We start from the raw sequence: 18,371 nt of genomic DNA, 5'->3' as shown, positions 1-18,371 counted from the left end.
GGCTCAATATGTTGAAAATGTGGTATAAAAGTATGTTTATATGTATTCCTTTTTTGCTAGTTCTAGCAGGATGCGGTCAATCTTCTGAAACTTCCTCAAACCAAGGAGCAAGCAACCAAAAAGAGTTAGATTTACGAATTTCCTATAATTTGCCTGCCGAACATGCTACAGGAATATATTTCGAAGTGCTCGCAAAGGAAATAGCGAAAAATACAGCCAATACTTCTATTAAATTGAATCCAAAAACATACCCTAACGGCCAGTTATATAATGATCAACAATTGCCGGATGCAGTCAGTAATGGCGTGGTTGAAATCGGTCAATTAAATGTTGGTTTTCTTGGAGGAGATGAAGCTGAGAGTCTACGAATCGCAGACTTACCTTTCTTATTTACTTCTTCCGAAGCGCAGTGGGACGCTGAGGATGGTGAATACAGCGAATTATTTAATCAACAGCTGGAAAAGTACAACATGAAAATGATTGGTTATGCACAGTACGGAACAGTCGAATTCTATGGGAATAAACCAATAAAGCTTCCGAAAGATTTGAAGGGATTAAAAATGAGAGCATTTGGAAAAGGCAGTGCCCTTACGATACAACATTTGGGAGCTTCTCCCGTTAGTATGAGTTCCCAAGAAGTCTATCAGGCGATGGATCATGGTACTATCGATGGGTTTTCAACCGGATCTTCCTCTGTTGTGGATAGGGGACTTTATGAGGTAACAAAGTATGGGACAGATATGCAAATGAATTATCTTTCATTTCAGGTAGTAGCCAATATGAATTGGTGGAGCAATTTGCCGGAGGATGTGCAAAATGCGGTTATTGAAGCTTCCAAGACAGCACAAAAAGCTTCTCGAGAAAAGGCAAAGAATGACACTGAACATTATAATGAACAGCTTATCGGCCATGGAGTAGAACTTTATAAGCCATCTGCGGAAGAAAGAGAAAAGTGGGTAGAGGCAGTACAAGCTGATTATGATAATTATCTTGAAAAAGCAGGAGATATGGGCAAGAGGTTATATGAAGCGGCTCAAAAGGCAAATCAAAATCACCCGATCGAATAACCTGGAAAGATTACGAATAGGTACGGGAGCATAAATTCATCCCCGTACCTAACAATTTGGAAATGGGGGGAAGCAGATGCATCTGTTTCTAAAAACGATATATAAAATCCAACACGCCTGCGTCTATGTTTCATCATTCTTTATGGCTATTTTAGCAGTATCTGTCTTCTATGATGTGGTCGCTAGGTATATTTTCGATTCTCCTACGATCTGGGCTAATGAGATTTCGATTTATCTGCTTCAGTTTATTGTGTTTTTTACGATGGGTTGTATTCAAATGGAAGGAAAACAGTTACGCGTTACTTTTTTAATCGAACGATTACAAGGGATTCCTCGAAAAATATTGGAAGCCCTTACATCACTATTGATACTACCATACGCTATTGTTCTTGTTGTGTATGGATTCAAGTTCACCGAAAATGCTTTTACATTGGGAATGGGGTCACCTACTCTTCTTGAAGTCCCTTTATGGATTCCATACTCATTTATCTGTCTTGGAGGAATTCTTCTTGCAGTAGCTGCAGTTTGTTCAGTTATTAAGGCTTGGATTCCACAACAATCTTAAGGAGGTGTTTTTAGAAATGATAACTTTGACATCTATTCTCATATTATTAATCGCGCTGTTTACATGTCTATTATTAGGCGTACCGATCGGTTTTTCTCTAGGATTATCTGGCTTATTAACTATTCTCTTTACGGTTGGCGATCAGTTCATGATACAAGTGCCTATGACCCTATATAAATCTTTATCCGAATTTATTTTTCTAGCTATCCCCCTTTACATTCTAATGGGAGAGATTCTGTATCAGGGAAAGAGCGGAGAGCGCATTTTTTGGGTAATCAATTCCTGGTTACATCGTATTCGCGGAGGTACGGGCGTTGCTACTGTTACAGCCTATACCTTTTTCGCCGCTATTGTAGGGTCCAGTATGACATCTGTGTTGACAATTGGAAAAATCGCTATCCCAGAGATGGGGAAACAGAATTATTCTAAAGGGCTTACTTATGGGCTTTCAGCTATCGGAGGATCTCTTGGTATCCTTATTCCACCGAGTATCCCTCTCATTCTTTATGCCTCCTTAACTAATACATCACCAGGAAAACTTTTTATAGCGGGTATTATTCCCGGATTAATATTGGCTTCCATTCTTATCATTTGGACGTCAATAAAAGCGCCTCGAAAAATAAAGGTTGATTCTGATTCATTAGTTTCGGTAAGTGATCGTATACGTAAAACCATTAAGGCTCTTCCAGACCTCTTGTTACCCGTTGTCGTTCTTGGTGGAATTTACTTAGGGATATATACTCCTACCGAAGCAGCTGCTGTAGGGGTTATCTATGCCATAGTGCTAACGGTCTTTATTCATAAAAATTTAAAAATAACTGAGCTTGGGCATGTTTTTGTAGAGTCCGTAAAAACAACATCTATGCTTCTGAGCATCGTCGTCGGTGCCCTTGTCTTTGGTGCAGCACTAACATTGGTAGGTCTGCCTACTTACCTATCAGAAACATTCATTGCACTCTCTGTAAGTCCATGGGTGGCACTACTCATTATGAACATCATCTGGATTATCATGGGCATGTTTTTAGAGGTAGTATCCATTATATTGATTACTGTACCAATCTTCTTCCCTATTGCTATGGCTTTGGGTTTCGATCCAATTTGGTTTGGAATTATTATGGTATTAAATATGGAACTTGCCGTAATTACTCCACCTGTAGGGATGAACTTGTTTGCGATTAAGTCTGTTATTCCTGAGGAGCGCTTGGAAATAATAATGAAAAGCGTTCTGCCGTATGCATTATTTGCTGTCCTTGTCCTAGCTATTGTTTGGATTTTCCCTTCGATAGTAACCGGGATCTTTTAAGAATGCGTAATTCATGAGATAAAATAATCCCAAAAATAATGATATGTACCGAAACTCAAATGTGGATAATCCCATGTCATTCCTTGGGGATTATCCACATTTTTAATTAAAGCTGTTTTAGTATAAATTGTTGATTTTATGAATAGTCGAAATTGGAGAGGGTAACTGTTTTCATAATGTCGATAAAGGAACGTGCTGCTTTAGAGAGATATCTTCCATTCTTGTAGGCAAAAACAACATTTCTTGTGCGCTTCTTTACCTGTTTAATCCGTAAATAAACTAGGGGCTCGTGAGAAGTAGTATTGTTTATTACCATTCCTGGAACAAAGGCAATTCCAATTCCAGTTGAAACTAGAGATAGACAAGTCATTATATTAATACTTTCAAATATCACTCTTGGTTCAAATCCAGCCTCTTTACATAAATTCTCCGTTTCTGTTCTAAATGCTCTCCCTTTTTTTAAGAGAATGAAAGACTCATTTTTAAAATCAATTAAATTAATCTCCTGAGACTGGGCTAGTGGATGTGTGTGAGGGACAGCAAGGAAATATTCGTCTTCTAGGATGGTTTCCACTTCAAGTTCCTTAGTCGCTACTGGCATGGATAGGAGACCAATTTCAACCTGTCCTCGGGAAACTAGTAATTCTAGATTTTGAGTAGAATCTTCAAGAAGTACAAGTTCTATTCCGGGATATTTATTTTTAAACACAGGGATGGCTTTCGGCAATAGGTAGGCGCCAGTGGTTGCCAAACTTCCAATGAAAAGCTGACCTCTATGCAAATCTGTCACATCATCAATTTCTTTTTTTAATTGGTTAAATTGGTCGATAATTTTTAATGCATGTTCAACAAATACTTTTCCGGCATAGGTTAGTTGGACCTCACTGTGACCCCTATTGAATAATTGCGTACCGAGTTGATTTTCAAGTTTAATAATTTGATAACTTAATGAAGGTTGCGCTACATGAAGTTGTTCAGCTGCCCTTGAAAAGTTCTTTTCATTTGCCAGCATAATTACGTACTGAAGGATTTTCGGTTCCAAATCTATCACCCCTTAACTATAGATTTTTTATATAGCTTTAATCAAAATTATATCTTAGACTCTATGGAATTGGAATGTTATAAATAGAATAATTAGATAAATCGAAAGATTCGAAAAAGAAATGCGATGTGACAGTATAAACATTTAAGTTTGGGGGGGAAAACATGAATGCCAATGAGTATGACTTAGTCGTTCTCGGGGGAGGTACTGGCGGCTATGTAGCTGCCATCCGTGCAAGTCAGTTGGGTCTAAAGGTAGCTGTTATCGAAAAGGATAAACTAGGTGGAACTTGTTTGCACCGGGGATGTATTCCAAGTAAAGCCCTTCTTCGATCAGCTGAAGTGTTTCATACTGTTACGAAAAGTTTAGAATTTGGTGTTGAGGTTTCTGGTATATCCATCAATTTTCTTAAAATGCAGGTGAGGAAACAAACAATTATCGATCAGCTGTACAAGGGCGTTCAATATCTTATGAAAAAAGGTAATATCACGGTCTTTCAGGGGGATGGCAGAGTAATGGGACCTTCGATCTTTTCTCCGCAAGCAGGTTCAGTATCTGTTACACGTGGGGATGGTAGTTCCGAGATCTTAGTTCCTAATTACTTATTAATTGCAACCGGTTCCAAACCACGTATGCTTACAGGAATGCAAATTGATGGAGAGTATGTCTTAACAACTGAAGAGGCTCTAGACTTGGAATCTCTTCCTAAATCTATGTTAGTAATTGGCGCGGGAGTGATCGGAGCCGAATGGGCTTCCTTATTAAACGATTTAGGGGTACAGGTAGAACTCGTTGAGTTTGCCGATCGGATCTTGCCACAAGAGGATGCGGAAATCAGTAAGGAAATGACTAGATTATTTAAAAAAAGAAAGATCAAAATTCATACTGGGGTTAAGCTATTGCCGGAAACCTTGCTTAAGGAAGATGGAACCGTTTCTATTCAAGCGGATAAGAACGGAGAAGTGATCTCTTTCTATTCAGAAAAAATGCTCGTATCTATGGGGCGTACCGCCAATGTTGAGAATATTGGATTAGAAAACACGGAAGTGAAAGTAGAGAACAACGCGATCCAGACAAATGAATATTTTCAAACGGCTGAAAATCATATCTATGCTATAGGAGATGTTATTGGTGGTCTTCAATTGGCCCACGTTGCCGCTCATGAAGGAATTATAGCAGTGGAACACATGGCGGGACTAAGTCCCCATCCTCTGGATTATAGCAAGGTACCTAAGGTCACGTATAGTCGCCCCGAGATTGCTAGTATCGGCTGGACGGAAGAAGAGGCGAAGAAAAAAGGATACACCCTTAAAACAGGTGTTTTTCCATTCAAAGCAATTGGGAAGGCTTTGATTAACGGGGAACAAGATGGGTTTGTAAAGATAATCACGGATGAAAGCACCCATGATTTATTGGGGATACATATGATTGGAGCTCATGTATCCGATTTGATTGCAGAAGGAGCCCTAGCAAAAGTCCTCGATGCTACGCCATGGGAAATCGCTCATACGGTTCATGCTCATCCCTCTCTGGCAGAGATCCTTGGTGAAGCAGCTCAAGCTGTAGATGGGATGCAAATACATTCCTAAAGGGATATTTAGATACCTATCATCAACATATATCTATGGAATTGATAGATTACTAGGAACATAAAGGAGGATAATACATGAATCAAACATATGCAAGCCAAGTAGATAATAGGCATCAGGCCTTAGGGTTATCGGACCAACAAGTTCTCGGGATGTACCGTGATATGCTATTGGCACGGAAAATAGACGAACGGAACTGGCTTCTGAATCGAGCAGGTAAGATTCCTTTTGTTTTGTCTTGTCAGGGTCAAGAAGCTGCTCAGGTTGGCGCTGCCTATGCCTTAGACAACAAAAGAGATTATTTGTGCCCTTATTACAGAGATATTGGAGTGGTTATTCCCTTTGGTATGACTGCAAAGGAATTACTTCTCAATTCATTTGCTAGGGCGGAGGATCCTAATAGCGGAGGACGACAGATGCCCGGGCATTTTGGCGGAAGAAAATATCGCATATTATCAGGCTCGAGTCCAGTTACGACTCAAGTCCCTCACGCCGTTGGACTGGCACTTGCAGGAAGGATGGAAGACAAGGATTTTGTAGTATTTACCTCATTTGGAGAAGGATCCAGCAATCAGGGGGATTTTCATGAAGGAGCAAATTTTGCAGGTGTTCACAAGCTTCCGGTTATCTTCTTCTGTGAAAATAATAACTACGCCATCTCGGTTCCATATACAAAGCAAGTAGCTTGCAAGAGCATTGCTGATCGGGCTCTAGGCTATGGTTTTCCAGGTATAAGCGTAGATGGAAGTGATCCACTAGAAGTATATAGGGTGGTGAAAGACGCTGTAGAAAGAGCGAGAAGGGGAGATGGTCCTACTTTAATTGAGGCTCTTTGTTTCCGTTTTACCCCTCATTCCTCTGATGACGATGATCGCGGTTATCGTCCGAAGGGAGAAGTTGAAGAAGAAAAGAAGAAAGATCCAATCCTTCTATTTAATCGCTATCTCAAAGAAGTGGAGGTATTAACGGACGAACTGGAAAAGGAAATAAATGAGTGGGTTGCAAAGGAAGTGGAGGAGGCGACAGAATACGCAGAAAACGCCCCATCCCCAGTGCCCGAAGATACACTGAGGCATGTATATGCGGAAGTTAGGGAGGAATAAAGAATGGCGATAATTACGTACATTGAAGCTATTAACCAGTCGCTGCGCGAAGAAATGTCTCGGGATCAAAAGGTGTTTATACTCGGAGAAGATGTTGGTTTCAAGGGAGGCGTGTTTAAAACAACGCAAGGACTTTATGAACAGTTTGGAGAAGCGAGAGTATTAGATACACCTTTGGCTGAATCAGCAATCGTTGGGGTTGCGGTGGGGGCGGCAGCTTACGGGTTAAGACCTGTAGCTGAGATGCAATTTGCAGATTTTATTATGCCTGCTGTAAATCAAATTGTGAGTGAAGCTGCCAAAATGAGATATCGATCTAATGGAGATTGGAATTGCCCTATGGTAATTCGTGCTCCCTATGGGGGCGGAATTCACGGAGGTCCCTATCATTCTCAGTGTATTGAAGCCATGTTCTGTAATGTTCCAGGCTTAAAAGTGGTTGCCCCTTCAACTCCTTATGATGCAAAAGGATTGCTCAAATCGGCTATCCGAGATGAAGACCCCGTTCTATATTTGGAACATAAGCGTTGTTATCGGCTTATTAAAGGAGAAGTTCCTGATACGGAATATGTCGTTCCTATTGGGAAAGCGGATGTAAAACGTGAAGGTACTGATATTACGGTCATTTCTTTTGGTCTCACTTTACATTTTGCTTTACAAGCGGCAGAGAGATTAGAGAAAGAGGATGGATACAGTGCCCACATCCTAGATCTTCGTACCCTTTATCCTCTTGATAAAGAAGCGATTGTGGAAGCTGCTCGAAAAACGGGGAAGGTATTAGTTGTGCATGAGGATAACAAAGAGGGAGGAATCGGAGGAGAGATTTCAGCCATTATCGCAGAGGAATGCTTGTATGAATTGGATGCCCCAATTAAGCGTCTTGGTGCACCAGATGTTCCAGCTGGACCTTTTAACGGAGTCATGGAAAAGTTTTTTATGCTGAATCCAGACAAAGTGTATGAGGCGATGAAACAATTGGCCCAATATTAGCCGAATAAGGAGGTAAATATGGCGGAAAAAGTAATCATGCCCCAGCTTGGGGAAAGTGTAACAGAAGGCACCGTCACCAAGTGGCTTGTGAATGCGGGAGATCAAGTCAAAAAATATGAATCTATTTGTGAGGTCACAACAGACAAAGTGAATGCTGAGGTTCCATGCACGTTCAGTGGAACGATTTCTGAAATTCTAGTCGCAGAAGGAGAAACGGTTTCTGTCGGAGCTGTGATTTGTTATATGAAATTAGACGCTGAGGAAGAGGCGCCGGTAAATGTGATCGCAGCAACCCACATAGAAATTCCAAAAAAACAAGTCGATGCTCCGGTTCAACGGGAAGGTAAGATGAGGTTTTCACCCGCTGTATTAAACCTTGTGCAAAAACATAATTTAGATCCTGCCATGATCCAGGGAACGGGAGCAGAGGGTAGGATTACACGTAAAGATATCTTGGAAATCATAGAAGGAAAGAGGCAAGTTGCCGCTACAATCGTTCAAGAAGCAAAAGTGCCGGCTGCACCACCGTCTCGTCCAAAAGAATACGTTACAGAGGCCGAAAAGACACCTGTATCACCAGATGTTTCATCATCTGCTATTCCCATCAATACTGGGGATCAGATCATTCCACACACTGCTGTCCGCAAGACAATTGCAAACCGGATGCTGCAAAGCAAAAGTGAAGTTCCGCATGCCTCGATTATCGTTGAGTGTGATGTGACTAATCTCGTCCGTTATCGAAACGAAGTGAAAGAGGAGTTTATGAAAAAAGAAGGCACGAATTTAACCTATTTGCCTTTCTTTATCAGGTCGGTCGTTGAAGCACTAAAAGAATTTCCTATTTTGAATTCACAATGGACAGATGACCACATTATTATCAAAAAAGCGATCAACATTTCGATTGCGGTAGCGACCGACGATGCGTTGTTTGTTCCTGTGATCAAAGATGCCGACCAGAAAAGCATTCTTGGTCTAGCGAAAGCAGCTGATGAATTGGCCAAAAAGACCAGAGAGGGCAAATTGACGCTTGAGGATATGACAGGTGGAACATTCACGGTTAATAATACAGGCTCTTTTGGATCTATTCTCTCTACACCGATCATCAATATTCCACAAGTGGCGATTTTAAGTTTTGAAGCAATCGTCAAACGACCTATTGTCATTGATAATATGATTGCTATTCGGGATATGATGAACATTTGCCTATCTTTAGATCACCGAGTGTTAGATGGTCTTGTATGTGGACGATTTCTGCAAAGTGTTAAGAAAAAAATGGAAAGCTACGGACCGGATAATAGGCTTTTTTAAAAAAGCAACAGTTAAAGGTTAAACCATAACCGGTATTGTATATGCCATAATAATTTGAAGACTTAAAATAATTGAGAAGGCGCTCTCAAAATCAATAGACTCTCCTTTTGAAGTTTTTGGGGAGTCTATTACTTTTTTAAGTGATTCAAAGAGGGAGTTTAATAATTTTTTTAGCGCAATTATAAAAATAAGTAAAGTTATTGTTTGAAGGACAAATTAAGGAGGAGGTTATTAGAAGTGAATAAAAAAATTACAATTATAACTACAAATAACGTTGTAGTTTTAGTTAGAATAACAAGTTTAATATCAAGGTTCAGAGCAAAATTAAAAGAAATTATTGTAAAGGAGGAGAAGAACTCCCAATTATTTATTATCAAGATAATTTTAAATGGTGAAGAACAAACTATTACTCGGATTAAAAATCTTATTGAAAAGCAGATCGATGTCGTGTCTGTTCAAGTCTAACGTTAATAGAAGACTACAAGATGGTACTCTTTTATCAATAGTAAGTCCCAAATTTTAGCAATCTACAGAAAACCACCTTCCCACAATTAACTTATAAATCTCTCTCTATTTTTAATTAAACCTATAAAATTATTGGTAGACAAAAGGCATTGGGAATGGCCTCATTCCCAATGCCTTATTAACTATTATCTATTTTTTGCTGAAACCTAGTAACTAGATCTTTACTCTATGAACTATAATCTTTAAGTCATTTCTGAAATTACCCAAGCCCTTTTGCAGCAAAAGTTAGCATCTACTGCATGGCCATTTTAAAAAATCTTTTAAGGTTTCAAATGCCTTACAAAGGGTTTTTCGATATTATTACTGCAAGTATTTTTAGAAATCCCGTCTGAATATTCAAATTCTTATTGTTTTGAATATCTTTTTTCCATTAGAATGGAAAGATAACAATACCAAATGGGTGAGTTCATAAATTACCAAGCATCGATAAAAAATATTCAAAACATAGGGGGGATATCATGTGAGTTTAGAACTGATCGCAATTATTGTACTTTTAATTATGTTCATTACTGGTTCAGTCATATCGGTCAACATAGGCATTTTAGGTTTCGTAGCTGCTTTTGGCGTGGGTTCCTTAATTAACGGTTTAAGTGTTGAAGAAATTTATAATGTCTTTCCAGTTGACATGTTCATACTTCTCGCAGGAGTTACTTACTTGTTTGCTATTGCTCAGAATAACGGTACTCTTGATTTAATTATTTCTGGAGGAATACGTCTAGTAAAAGGAAAAGTTGTTCTGCTGCCAGGGGTCTTATTTATGGTGTGTACATTACTAACGAGTGTTGGGGTTTCAGCAATTTCCGTTGCCCCAATCCTTTTTCCTATTGCATTGAGGTTAGCTTTTCAATATCAAATCAACCCTATATTAATGTCGTTATTTATTTCTACTGGCATGTATGCAGGTTCTTTCTCTCCTCTGAATCTTTTTGGGTTAGTTGTAAGCGGTGTCATGAAGTCGGAAGGTATTACCCATTCACCGGTACTGCTCTTAGTAAATTGCTTTATATTTTACCTATTAATTTCAATGATTATATTCATATTTTTTGGTGGGATTCGCTCACTAAACAACAGTCCACATTTACTTTTAGCTTCTACAAATGAATACAGTTCGAAGATTACATATGATAAAGACATAAATGAGCTTACACCATTTAAAGGAGCCACGCTTATTGGTATAGGCCTCCTCGTTACAATGAATCTTGTATTCGATATAAATATGGGGTTTGGGGCATTCACGGTAGGCTTAGTGCTAGCATTGATGGCTCCTAAAGAGCAGGTAAATGTCCTAAAGCAAATGCCATGGTAGGTGATTATTATGATCACAGGGATTATGACTTACGTGGGAGTGATGGGCAAGGTGGGTGCTATGGACTATATGACAAAGCTTATAGCCAGTATGGATAATCCTTTATTAGCATCTCTTGCATCCTCATACGTTGGAGGAATTATTTCTGCTTTTGCTTCAACGACAGGTTTGTTGACAGCTGTTATCCCGTTAACAGTTCCTATTTTGCAGGATCCTACTATTTCAAACACTGGTGTAGTCTCAGCGATAGCTATTTCTGCCAGCGTTGTTAACATAAGCCCATTTTCAACAACCGGAGCGTTAATACTCGCTAATGTGCAAGGTGTGAATGAGCGTGAGTTTTTCAAGAAGCTTTTGTATGTTGCTGGAGGCTTTATCGCTCTTGGTCCTGGGCTTGCTTGGCTCTTATTTGTACTGATCGGAACCCCTTGGTAAAGATATTTTGGAGCGATTTATTGTTTTTTTACTTTGCGAGCGGACTGTTTCCGTCTACCAATTAAGATTAAGGAAGAAACAATCATTAAAATATAAAATGTAAAAATTGAACTTATTTAATTTATATGGAACGCATTTAAATTTGGTTATGTCGATAATTGCTTGCTGAGAAACTTCTATCCAATTATGAAAATTACTTATTAACAAATGCCAGTCTAGAGTATCGAATGGTATCCTATGCAGTGAATTTCATCTATGGGTGGAAGACATGGCATTGCGGCGAAAGTGTTGATGTTTTGTAAGAGTCAAAAGTCTTTTAAAGACGGATGTTTCCATTCTGCGAATTAGGGCGGTATTCCCTAACGTGATTCGCAAAAAGCTCTGTTCGTTTTGCGTTCTCAATGGATATATAGCCTCCATTTAGAACATATATATAGTAATATCCATAAATGTTTGCGAGGCATAACAATCTTGGCATTATGCCATGAAAGGTCTTGTTCCAGAAATATATTTATATTACTATTACTCCATCCCATTAGAACAGTGGTGGTGGCATCTTGACAAAGTTGTAAAAGGGAATTTATATGTAGAATATAATCCCTCAACAGAAAAAGTAATTTAATATACAAAGAGCTAGACATCATCTAATTATTGGGAAGGCGATTGACACTTATTGTTAATGTTTTAGGGAATATGGAACACAGCTTATTAATAGTTGAGTTGCAACATTATATCCTTTTTCAACCTGAATAGTAAATATAAATGAAAAAGGGCATACCATTGGCATGCCCTTTATTATTATCCTTGGAAAGTTGTATACCAACCTGGTCTGCGGTTTGTTGCTTTACTTCCATTTGGTGCAAATGTGAAATGAATATTTTGTTCCCTTAGTTTTGAAATGAACTCAGTTAGTTCTTTTTCTCCTAATAGCCAAAATGCTCCACTTTTTTTTCTCATATCAATAACTTCATATCCAAGGTTCTCTAAATAAGTTTTCAAACCTACTACCGCAATGTTTACCTGTTTCTGCTCGAATTCCATATTCCTGTCAGGCAGGGGAGTTATCTCTTTAGTTGATATAGTAGACTGAATCAATTTTTCTTCACGTGTAGGTGGAGTTATAGGTCGATGTGATTCCATTGCATGCAGGTAAGAATCAGCTTTTACTCCAGCATCATCATCATCGGATTCCTTTTTTCTTGTTAGAGAAATAGTCATCGATTTAGACTGTCTCTTAAGGTCCAAAGTTCCTACTGGTTCAATTTGATATTGTTTAAGCGTTTCCCATAGAGATTCAAGTGCTTTTTCAGGGTTGTAATAATATTCACTGCCGCGGACTCTCCAAAATTTCCATCCGCATCTTTCCAATATCCGCTGGCGATTCATATCGTAATCATATCGGTCGGGACCATGCCATTGATCGCCATCACATTCTACAGCAATTCGGCCTTTTTCTCCTTCAACTACTAAATCTATTCGATAGCCTGCTACTTCAAATTGAGGAATTATTCGATATCCCTTGGCAGCAATTTGATCATATACACTGCGTTCAAAGTCGCTTTCACATTTTTCACGATTTGTTGAATGGATTTCCTTCATAGGATTCTCGCAATAAGAAATCAGTTGATAACGCATGTCTTCCTTATTTCTAAGATCATTTACAGTAGGCGTATGGAAGAGCCATAGTTGGTCTTTAGCTCGGCTAACGGCTACATTATAACGGCGCTTGTCTTTTTCGGTAGTAAGGGCCCTAAGGGCTGTTTCTCCCGGAGCCGCAACCATGCTTAAAAACATAATATCTCTTTCGTCACCTTGAAATGCATAGGCGTCGCCGCAAATGAGATTTCGCTTTTCCATTTCTTCAGGTCCGACAACTTGTAATAGTTTGTGCTCGATTAGCTGTGCCTGTCCTTCATTTTGAAGGCTGATGACACCCATCGATTTACCCCTATAAAGTGGATTCTCAATACAAGCTTTAATTTCTGCTACTACCGCATCTGCCTCGGGCCTATTAAAAACTTTTTGACCTGAGCCCTCACGATAACCAGTTGGAATATGTCTAGTTTTGATTGGTTCTAAACGATTGGGTGGATATTCCCTTAATGGAATTAATGGTGTATGTGTATAGCTGATTCGGTTAGAAAACTGTATGATCTCTGGCATGCAGCGGAAATGTTCACGTAGCGTGATTCGACCGCCAAATAACACATTGGCTAAATCGAAGAATGAGTTTTCAATATCTAATAAATCTGCAAGCTTAAAGTCATATAAATATTGCTTTCGCAAAAATTGAATTTCTTCTCTCTTTATTCCCACATATTCAGGACTAATCTGCTTATCATCACCAACAACAATAAGTTTTTTGGCAATATACTGAAGAATGACGGCTTCAGGTCCAGATTGACTTGCCTCATCTATGATTACCACATCAAAAAGGTTGGGCTTAATTTCGAATGTTTCAAATATCCGATACAGCGGCATAATCCAAGCTGGAATAGCATCGCGGCAATACGACATATGATATTGTGCATCTCGCAAGTGAATAGGAGCATTCTTTCCGGTTCCTTTTCCTACCTTTCTCATTGATGTCGTCCAGGCAAGCAAGTGTTGCCGCTGACCTTCTGACATATTAGATAAAGTTGAATACCAGGCTTTTAATGCACCAAGTTCAGCAATCATTCGCTTCATTAATCGATTATTTTCTTCTAATTCATTTTTCAGTTTCACTTCGCTCGTCTTTGAAAAATCTTGAAACCAAGTATCAGCTTTTGCCCATTTAAACGCTTCTTCGAAGTGTTTAAATCTCTCAACACTTTTCTGATAATCAAATTGGTGTAAAAGTTGAGAGTATAATTTCGGCATTCCTTTTTTCAACTTTTGCATATATGTTTCACACTGTACCAATTTACGAGAGTATTTATCTAATTCAGCGATTACAGCTACAGCAGAAACATAACTATTAAAATCCCTAGTCTTAATGGCTTCAATTAGAGAAGGTACAATAGGATGTGAAGAATTTATATCAATTGAACCTTCGATAGTATTTATCAACTTCATGAAAGAATGTTCAATTTCTGATAAATGTTCCTTTACTGATAAATAATCCAGTTTGCTAATTAGTAACCCCGCATTTTCAGCATCCAATGTATTGATTGGAACTGCTGTTCTAACTAGTTCGTTTTCTGAGATCTTATCGATTTGCTCCTTAATTGTAAAAAGAAGAGTGAATGAATCCAGAATATTTAACAATTGGGCAATTTTCATGGAACGAGAAGACTTTGCTTCGGGTTGTACGTGGAGCTGTTCAGAGATCATCTGTTCCACTTTTTTGATCGTAGAATCTACCCTAACGGCTTCTTCTAACGTTGTAATTGCTTCAAGTTGATCACATTTTCGGCCATCAATTCTTACTTCTTTAATAATATACCAAGCATCCTTTACAATCTTTGGACGCATTAATGGCACGCCAAGTCCATTGCCACTTTCTAAGTGTTGCTTTAGCAAAGTTACATCCGATTGCAATTGTGTTAATGAAACACTGCCTTGGCCGCTGATTTCAACAAGATTATGCATTTTAGCAAGGTCTCTGATTGAATCAATGTAATTCATGACTTGCTGGTAAAATTCTTCCCAAGGACGAAATTTACTACTGAGCAGATCCTTTTTTGCTTGGTCCACCCAATTTTCATTAAGGCTTTCAACGGTTAAAATGGCTTTACGGATATCCAATAGATTGTTTTGTAAAATGAGACGATTAGCAGCAGGGATTTGTAAAAGATAATCTAGTCCCACTTTAATATTTTCATCAAACTGTTGTAATTGTTCTTTTATATTAATTTCTTGCTCTATAAGGTGCTTAAAGGCATTAGCTTCAATTAAAAGGTCAGAAGGAGGTAAAGATAATTGAATTTGTTCTTGGATATCCTTATCCAGCTCTCCCAATAATGATACAAGCTCCAATGCCTCCGAATTTGTTAAGGGAAGGGGAGTATCCATTTCAATCCTATCCCTTATCCAATTGTACTTCGTCTTTTCTTTATTCAGGTTATTTGCAATGGTTTGGGCTGTCCCTTTATATTTACCATCGAGTAAATTATGTTCATAAGTTTCTTTTTCACGAATGGATCTAAGCTGCTGCTTTAGAAATGCATCTCTTTCTTTCCTCGTTTTTAAATCTGCTGCAAGATCATTGATCTTTTTGGTCGTAATATCAGGGTTCCAGGAATCTCTTTTATTGGAGATAACTTGAACAACACTTTCTAAATCTTTATAGGATTTTGAATCAGATCCTAATAAACTCACACACAAGGCCTGTAATTCAGAAGGAACCTTATCTTTTAAAACCTTTAATGCCCGAGGTGTCTGGCTTGTAATCAGTACACGCTTCCCTGTTGCTAAAAGATGGGATGTTAGGTTGGCAATGGTATGACTTTTACCAGTACCAGGTGGTCCCTGGACAAGTACGCCATTCCGTGTTTCTAAGTTTGCAATAATCCTTTGCTGCTCTTCATTAGCTTCTAGAGGGAAATAGATTTCAGTATCTTTTACATCAACATTTTGATTGGAAGAATTGAATCCACTTTTATCGTAATCATCAATTTCGTTGAAAATACGAATAATTCCAAGTGGAATATCCATTGACTCATTACTTGTATTTTCGATTATGGTGTTACATGCCTGTTGGAACCCTTTCTCATTTCTCTTTCTTAAAATAAGAGCTGGACTAAAAGAAACAGCAGGGTCTTTTGATGAATTTCGAATACTTTGTCTTACGTCTTCAGCATAATGACCGTTTGCTGATACCGATTGGACAAAGGAACGTAAAATAGAGTCTAATAAATCTTTGTTCCATAATTCTTCATGCAGAGTACTCATTTTTTCTTTAATAGGTTCCATCGCTTTGTTGTCTAGTCGATCTTCCAGCTCCAGCATATCTTGCTCGATTTCTGGTTTAATACCTTCTGCTGAAGGTATAACACGAATCACACCATTATTGGAATCAAATTCGAATGCACAAGGTATGGTTAAAAGATGGCGATGCACTTTATGTGAGTTGGCCGTCTCCCAATTCAACAGACCTATTCCGATTATTAACTCGAATTGTTCACCTAGTTTCTTTTGCTTTTGATAAGTTGTAAATAACTTTTCGTAAATATCTTGTATCCTTTGTACACGAAGAACTTCATTTTGCCAAGGCTCCCATTTGCCCTTTTTGTAATAATCAAAGCTGGTAGTAATTTCAGGATAATCTTTAAGGTAAAGAATCTTTTCCTCATCTGGTCCTTCTTCCTGATAATTAGGATTGGGAATCATTTCTTTTAGTTTTGGTTCCATTTTTGTATCGTCAGCTTTAGTTGTGGTATCTAGCCAAATTGATAGTGATTCAGGAGGTCTAGGAAATACAGGGAAGGTTGGCTTTTTTACTTGTACCCATGTATCCTTTACTCCTTTGTTATTAATTGGTGATAAACACTCAGGTTCATCTGGAATATCTGCAATCCAAAAGGTATTTTCATATTGCTGTAAATCAAGTATTAAAGGTGCCTTCATTAACGATAGTTCTTTTAAATAATGAAAGAGCCTAACTGTCCGATCCTTATTTAAAGTAGCAGAGTCCAAGAAAATTCATCCCCCAACAACAAATTATCATTACCAGTTATTCTATGTTACGACAATTAATTATATCACTATAGGCTGGGACTTTAGAAGGTGTGCTGTGCCTCAGGGACGGTTCTCATGGTTCGATTATAGTTTAGTGTCCCAGACCCATAAACGGTTCATGTCATTTTCAAAGTCATCAGAACCGTGGTCTGAGAATCACTTAGAACTAGTATATCGGTTTTACACAATGAGAAGTGTTCAAAATTATAATAGTATTTATCTAATACAAGGAGGATTACTAATGAAAGAATATCAAAATTCTATTCGCCCCGGTACAATTCTTTCGGCTGATGTAACGGTTCATCATTCAGAGGCAGTACGTGATTTTTACATGAAAGTCATCGGATGGGAACATACAAACGAGGAGATTACACCGACTATTTTATGAACACTGCCGATGGTCAACCCGTGGCGGGTATTTGTCAAAGAGGAGGAAGTCTTAGTGAGCTTCCACCGGTGTGGCTCGTTTATTTTGGAGTAAAGGATTTAAAAGCAAGTCTGGAAGAATGTCGTAATCTTAGCGGTAAAGTTCTTTCCGAGCGTCAAGGTGAGGGGCGTGGAAGTTATGCTATTATCGAATATCCAGCAGGTGCAATCTGTGCACTCAGCCAAATATAAATTTTCTTAAAACATAGAACATATATAATAGTACAACCAAACATAAACTTAACATTTTACGTAGTTATCATTCCACTTCATAAATGTTCGGGGGTATTTATTGCTTTTGGTAGATTATAGGTATTTTTGATATAAATGCTTGTGACGACATCGTCATACAGGAGGACCTATGAAACAAAGTAAATATGCTATTTCTGAATATCGGCGGTTTAATAGCAGAATACAAAGAGGATTATCGAGATAAAGTTGATCTGCTTACAAAAATGGAAGAATTCTTTTATGGTCTAGATCATGTTTGGGACAATGATAACGAATCCTGTTTAGAAAAACTAAAGAAATGGACAATAGGATTTAATTGGAAGGACCTTACTGGCGTTTCCCTAACAGTAAACGTATTTGGTTCTCCAAAAGAGGCTGCAAGTTTTATCGTAGCAACGTATGAAGAGGATTTAGGAATAGAATTATTGGAAGTTGATATCGGGCTGACAAAAAGTGAGTTCTTAAAACTTACGGATGATGAAATTTTCAAAAATGAATTTTTGAAAAGGAAATTCACCGATCTATTAACCAACAGACTAAATGTTGCTTTTTGAAAAATACTATTATTTATTTTTTACTAAAGAGAGTAGACGGGTAAGGGTCTACTCTATTTATATTGTCAATAAGTAGGGCAATAGGATTACGATTGCGATTGTTATACCTATGTAAGCAAGCTATCCTAACCAAAAGAGTCAAGGTGATTTTCTACAAGTTTTTTTTGATTGGATGGATGTCAAAGAGACAGGTAATCATCCACGACTACTAGAATAGTCATTAATTTGTATACTATCTTTTTGTTTTTTTGCTTATGGGATTAATA

The 18,371-nt window shown here is 38.2% G+C and carries 16 protein-coding genes; 14 read left to right on the top strand and 2 right to left on the bottom strand.

Annotated features, from left to right (window positions below; all coding sequences use genetic code 11):
- Window positions 1–8 precede the first annotated feature (8 nt).
- The 3 genes from QFZ28_RS15465 (at window position 9) to QFZ28_RS15455 (ending at window position 2,935) form a co-directional block, all read left to right on the top strand.
- On the top strand, window positions 9–1,067 hold the full coding sequence (locus QFZ28_RS15465; RefSeq protein WP_307195458.1) for a TRAP transporter substrate-binding protein: 1,059 nt from the start codon (window positions 9–11) through the stop codon (window positions 1,065–1,067).
- A gap of 76 nt (window positions 1,068–1,143) precedes the next feature.
- Entirely contained in the window at window positions 1,144–1,632 is a 489-nt protein-coding gene (locus QFZ28_RS15460; protein WP_307195457.1) for a TRAP transporter small permease, read from the top strand.
- 16 nt (window positions 1,633–1,648) lie between these two features.
- Window positions 1,649–2,935 carry a TRAP transporter large permease gene (locus QFZ28_RS15455; RefSeq protein WP_307195456.1) on the top strand — a complete coding sequence of 429 codons (1,287 nt, stop codon included), beginning with the start codon at window positions 1,649–1,651 and terminating at the stop codon, window positions 2,933–2,935.
- A gap of 136 nt (window positions 2,936–3,071) precedes the next feature.
- Here the strand turns inward: QFZ28_RS15455 and QFZ28_RS15450 are convergent, their stop codons facing one another.
- The gene (locus QFZ28_RS15450; RefSeq protein WP_307195455.1) at window positions 3,072–3,977 is read right to left on the bottom strand and encodes a LysR family transcriptional regulator; all 906 of its coding nucleotides are present in this window, start codon (window positions 3,975–3,977) and stop codon (window positions 3,072–3,074) included.
- Between the two features lie 164 nt (window positions 3,978–4,141).
- Between QFZ28_RS15450 and lpdA the strand changes: the two genes are divergently transcribed.
- The 8 genes from lpdA to QFZ28_RS15410 all read left to right on the top strand — a co-directional run bounded on the left by lpdA (window position 4,142) and on the right by QFZ28_RS15410 (window position 11,535).
- Window positions 4,142–5,566 (top strand): dihydrolipoyl dehydrogenase, encoded by a 1,425-nt coding sequence (lpdA, locus tag QFZ28_RS15445; RefSeq protein ID WP_307195454.1) that lies wholly within the window; start codon window positions 4,142–4,144, stop codon window positions 5,564–5,566.
- Between the two features lie 77 nt (window positions 5,567–5,643).
- Window positions 5,644–6,669 carry a thiamine pyrophosphate-dependent dehydrogenase E1 component subunit alpha gene (locus QFZ28_RS15440; protein ID WP_307195453.1) on the top strand — a complete coding sequence of 342 codons (1,026 nt, stop codon included), beginning with the start codon at window positions 5,644–5,646 and terminating at the stop codon, window positions 6,667–6,669.
- A 3-nt stretch (window positions 6,670–6,672) separates the two neighbouring features.
- On the top strand, window positions 6,673–7,659 hold the full coding sequence (locus tag QFZ28_RS15435; RefSeq protein ID WP_307195452.1) for an alpha-ketoacid dehydrogenase subunit beta: 987 nt from the start codon (window positions 6,673–6,675) through the stop codon (window positions 7,657–7,659).
- 18 nt (window positions 7,660–7,677) lie between these two features.
- Window positions 7,678–8,967: a dihydrolipoamide acetyltransferase family protein gene (locus tag QFZ28_RS15430; RefSeq protein ID WP_307195451.1), complete on the top strand. Its 1,290-nt coding sequence runs from the start codon at window positions 7,678–7,680 to the stop codon at window positions 8,965–8,967.
- A gap of 237 nt (window positions 8,968–9,204) precedes the next feature.
- Window positions 9,205–9,432: a hypothetical protein gene (locus QFZ28_RS15425; RefSeq protein ID WP_307195450.1), complete on the top strand. Its 228-nt coding sequence runs from the start codon at window positions 9,205–9,207 to the stop codon at window positions 9,430–9,432.
- Between the two features lie 520 nt (window positions 9,433–9,952).
- Window positions 9,953–10,798: a hypothetical protein gene (locus QFZ28_RS15420; protein WP_307195449.1), complete on the top strand. Its 846-nt coding sequence runs from the start codon at window positions 9,953–9,955 to the stop codon at window positions 10,796–10,798.
- A complete protein-coding gene (locus QFZ28_RS15415; RefSeq protein ID WP_307195448.1) occupies window positions 10,799–11,233 on the top strand; it encodes a hypothetical protein in 435 nt (144 codons plus the stop codon).
- A gap of 158 nt (window positions 11,234–11,391) precedes the next feature.
- Window positions 11,392–11,535 carry a hypothetical protein gene (locus QFZ28_RS15410; protein ID WP_307195447.1) on the top strand — a complete coding sequence of 48 codons (144 nt, stop codon included), beginning with the start codon at window positions 11,392–11,394 and terminating at the stop codon, window positions 11,533–11,535.
- Window positions 11,536–12,031: 496 nt separating this feature from the next.
- On the opposite strand, the gene QFZ28_RS15405 is transcribed toward QFZ28_RS15410, so the two are convergent.
- Window positions 12,032–16,852, bottom strand: coding sequence for an AAA domain-containing protein (locus tag QFZ28_RS15405; RefSeq protein ID WP_307195446.1), 4,821 nt, complete (start codon window positions 16,850–16,852; stop codon window positions 12,032–12,034).
- A gap of 283 nt (window positions 16,853–17,135) precedes the next feature.
- Here QFZ28_RS15405 and QFZ28_RS15400 point away from each other — a divergent pair, with 283 nt between their 5' ends.
- From QFZ28_RS15400 to QFZ28_RS15390, 3 genes are all read left to right on the top strand, one after another.
- A complete protein-coding gene (locus QFZ28_RS15400) occupies window positions 17,136–17,282 on the top strand; it encodes a hypothetical protein (RefSeq protein WP_307195445.1) in 147 nt (48 codons plus the stop codon).
- The gene (locus QFZ28_RS15395) at window positions 17,279–17,512 is read left to right on the top strand and encodes a hypothetical protein (protein ID WP_307195444.1); all 234 of its coding nucleotides are present in this window, start codon (window positions 17,279–17,281) and stop codon (window positions 17,510–17,512) included. The genes QFZ28_RS15400 and QFZ28_RS15395 overlap by 4 nt, the downstream gene beginning before the upstream one ends.
- A gap of 185 nt (window positions 17,513–17,697) precedes the next feature.
- On the top strand, window positions 17,698–18,105 hold the full coding sequence (locus QFZ28_RS15390; protein ID WP_307195443.1) for a hypothetical protein: 408 nt from the start codon (window positions 17,698–17,700) through the stop codon (window positions 18,103–18,105).
- Window positions 18,106–18,371 lie beyond the last annotated feature (266 nt).

It is taken from the genome of Neobacillus niacini (assembly GCF_030817695.1).
In the GTDB taxonomy this organism is placed as follows: Bacteria; Bacillota; Bacilli; order Bacillales; family Cytobacillaceae; genus Neobacillus; species Neobacillus niacini_F.
The sequence above is the reverse complement of the archived record's forward strand: the minus strand, read 5'-3'. Positions and strand labels throughout refer to the sequence as shown.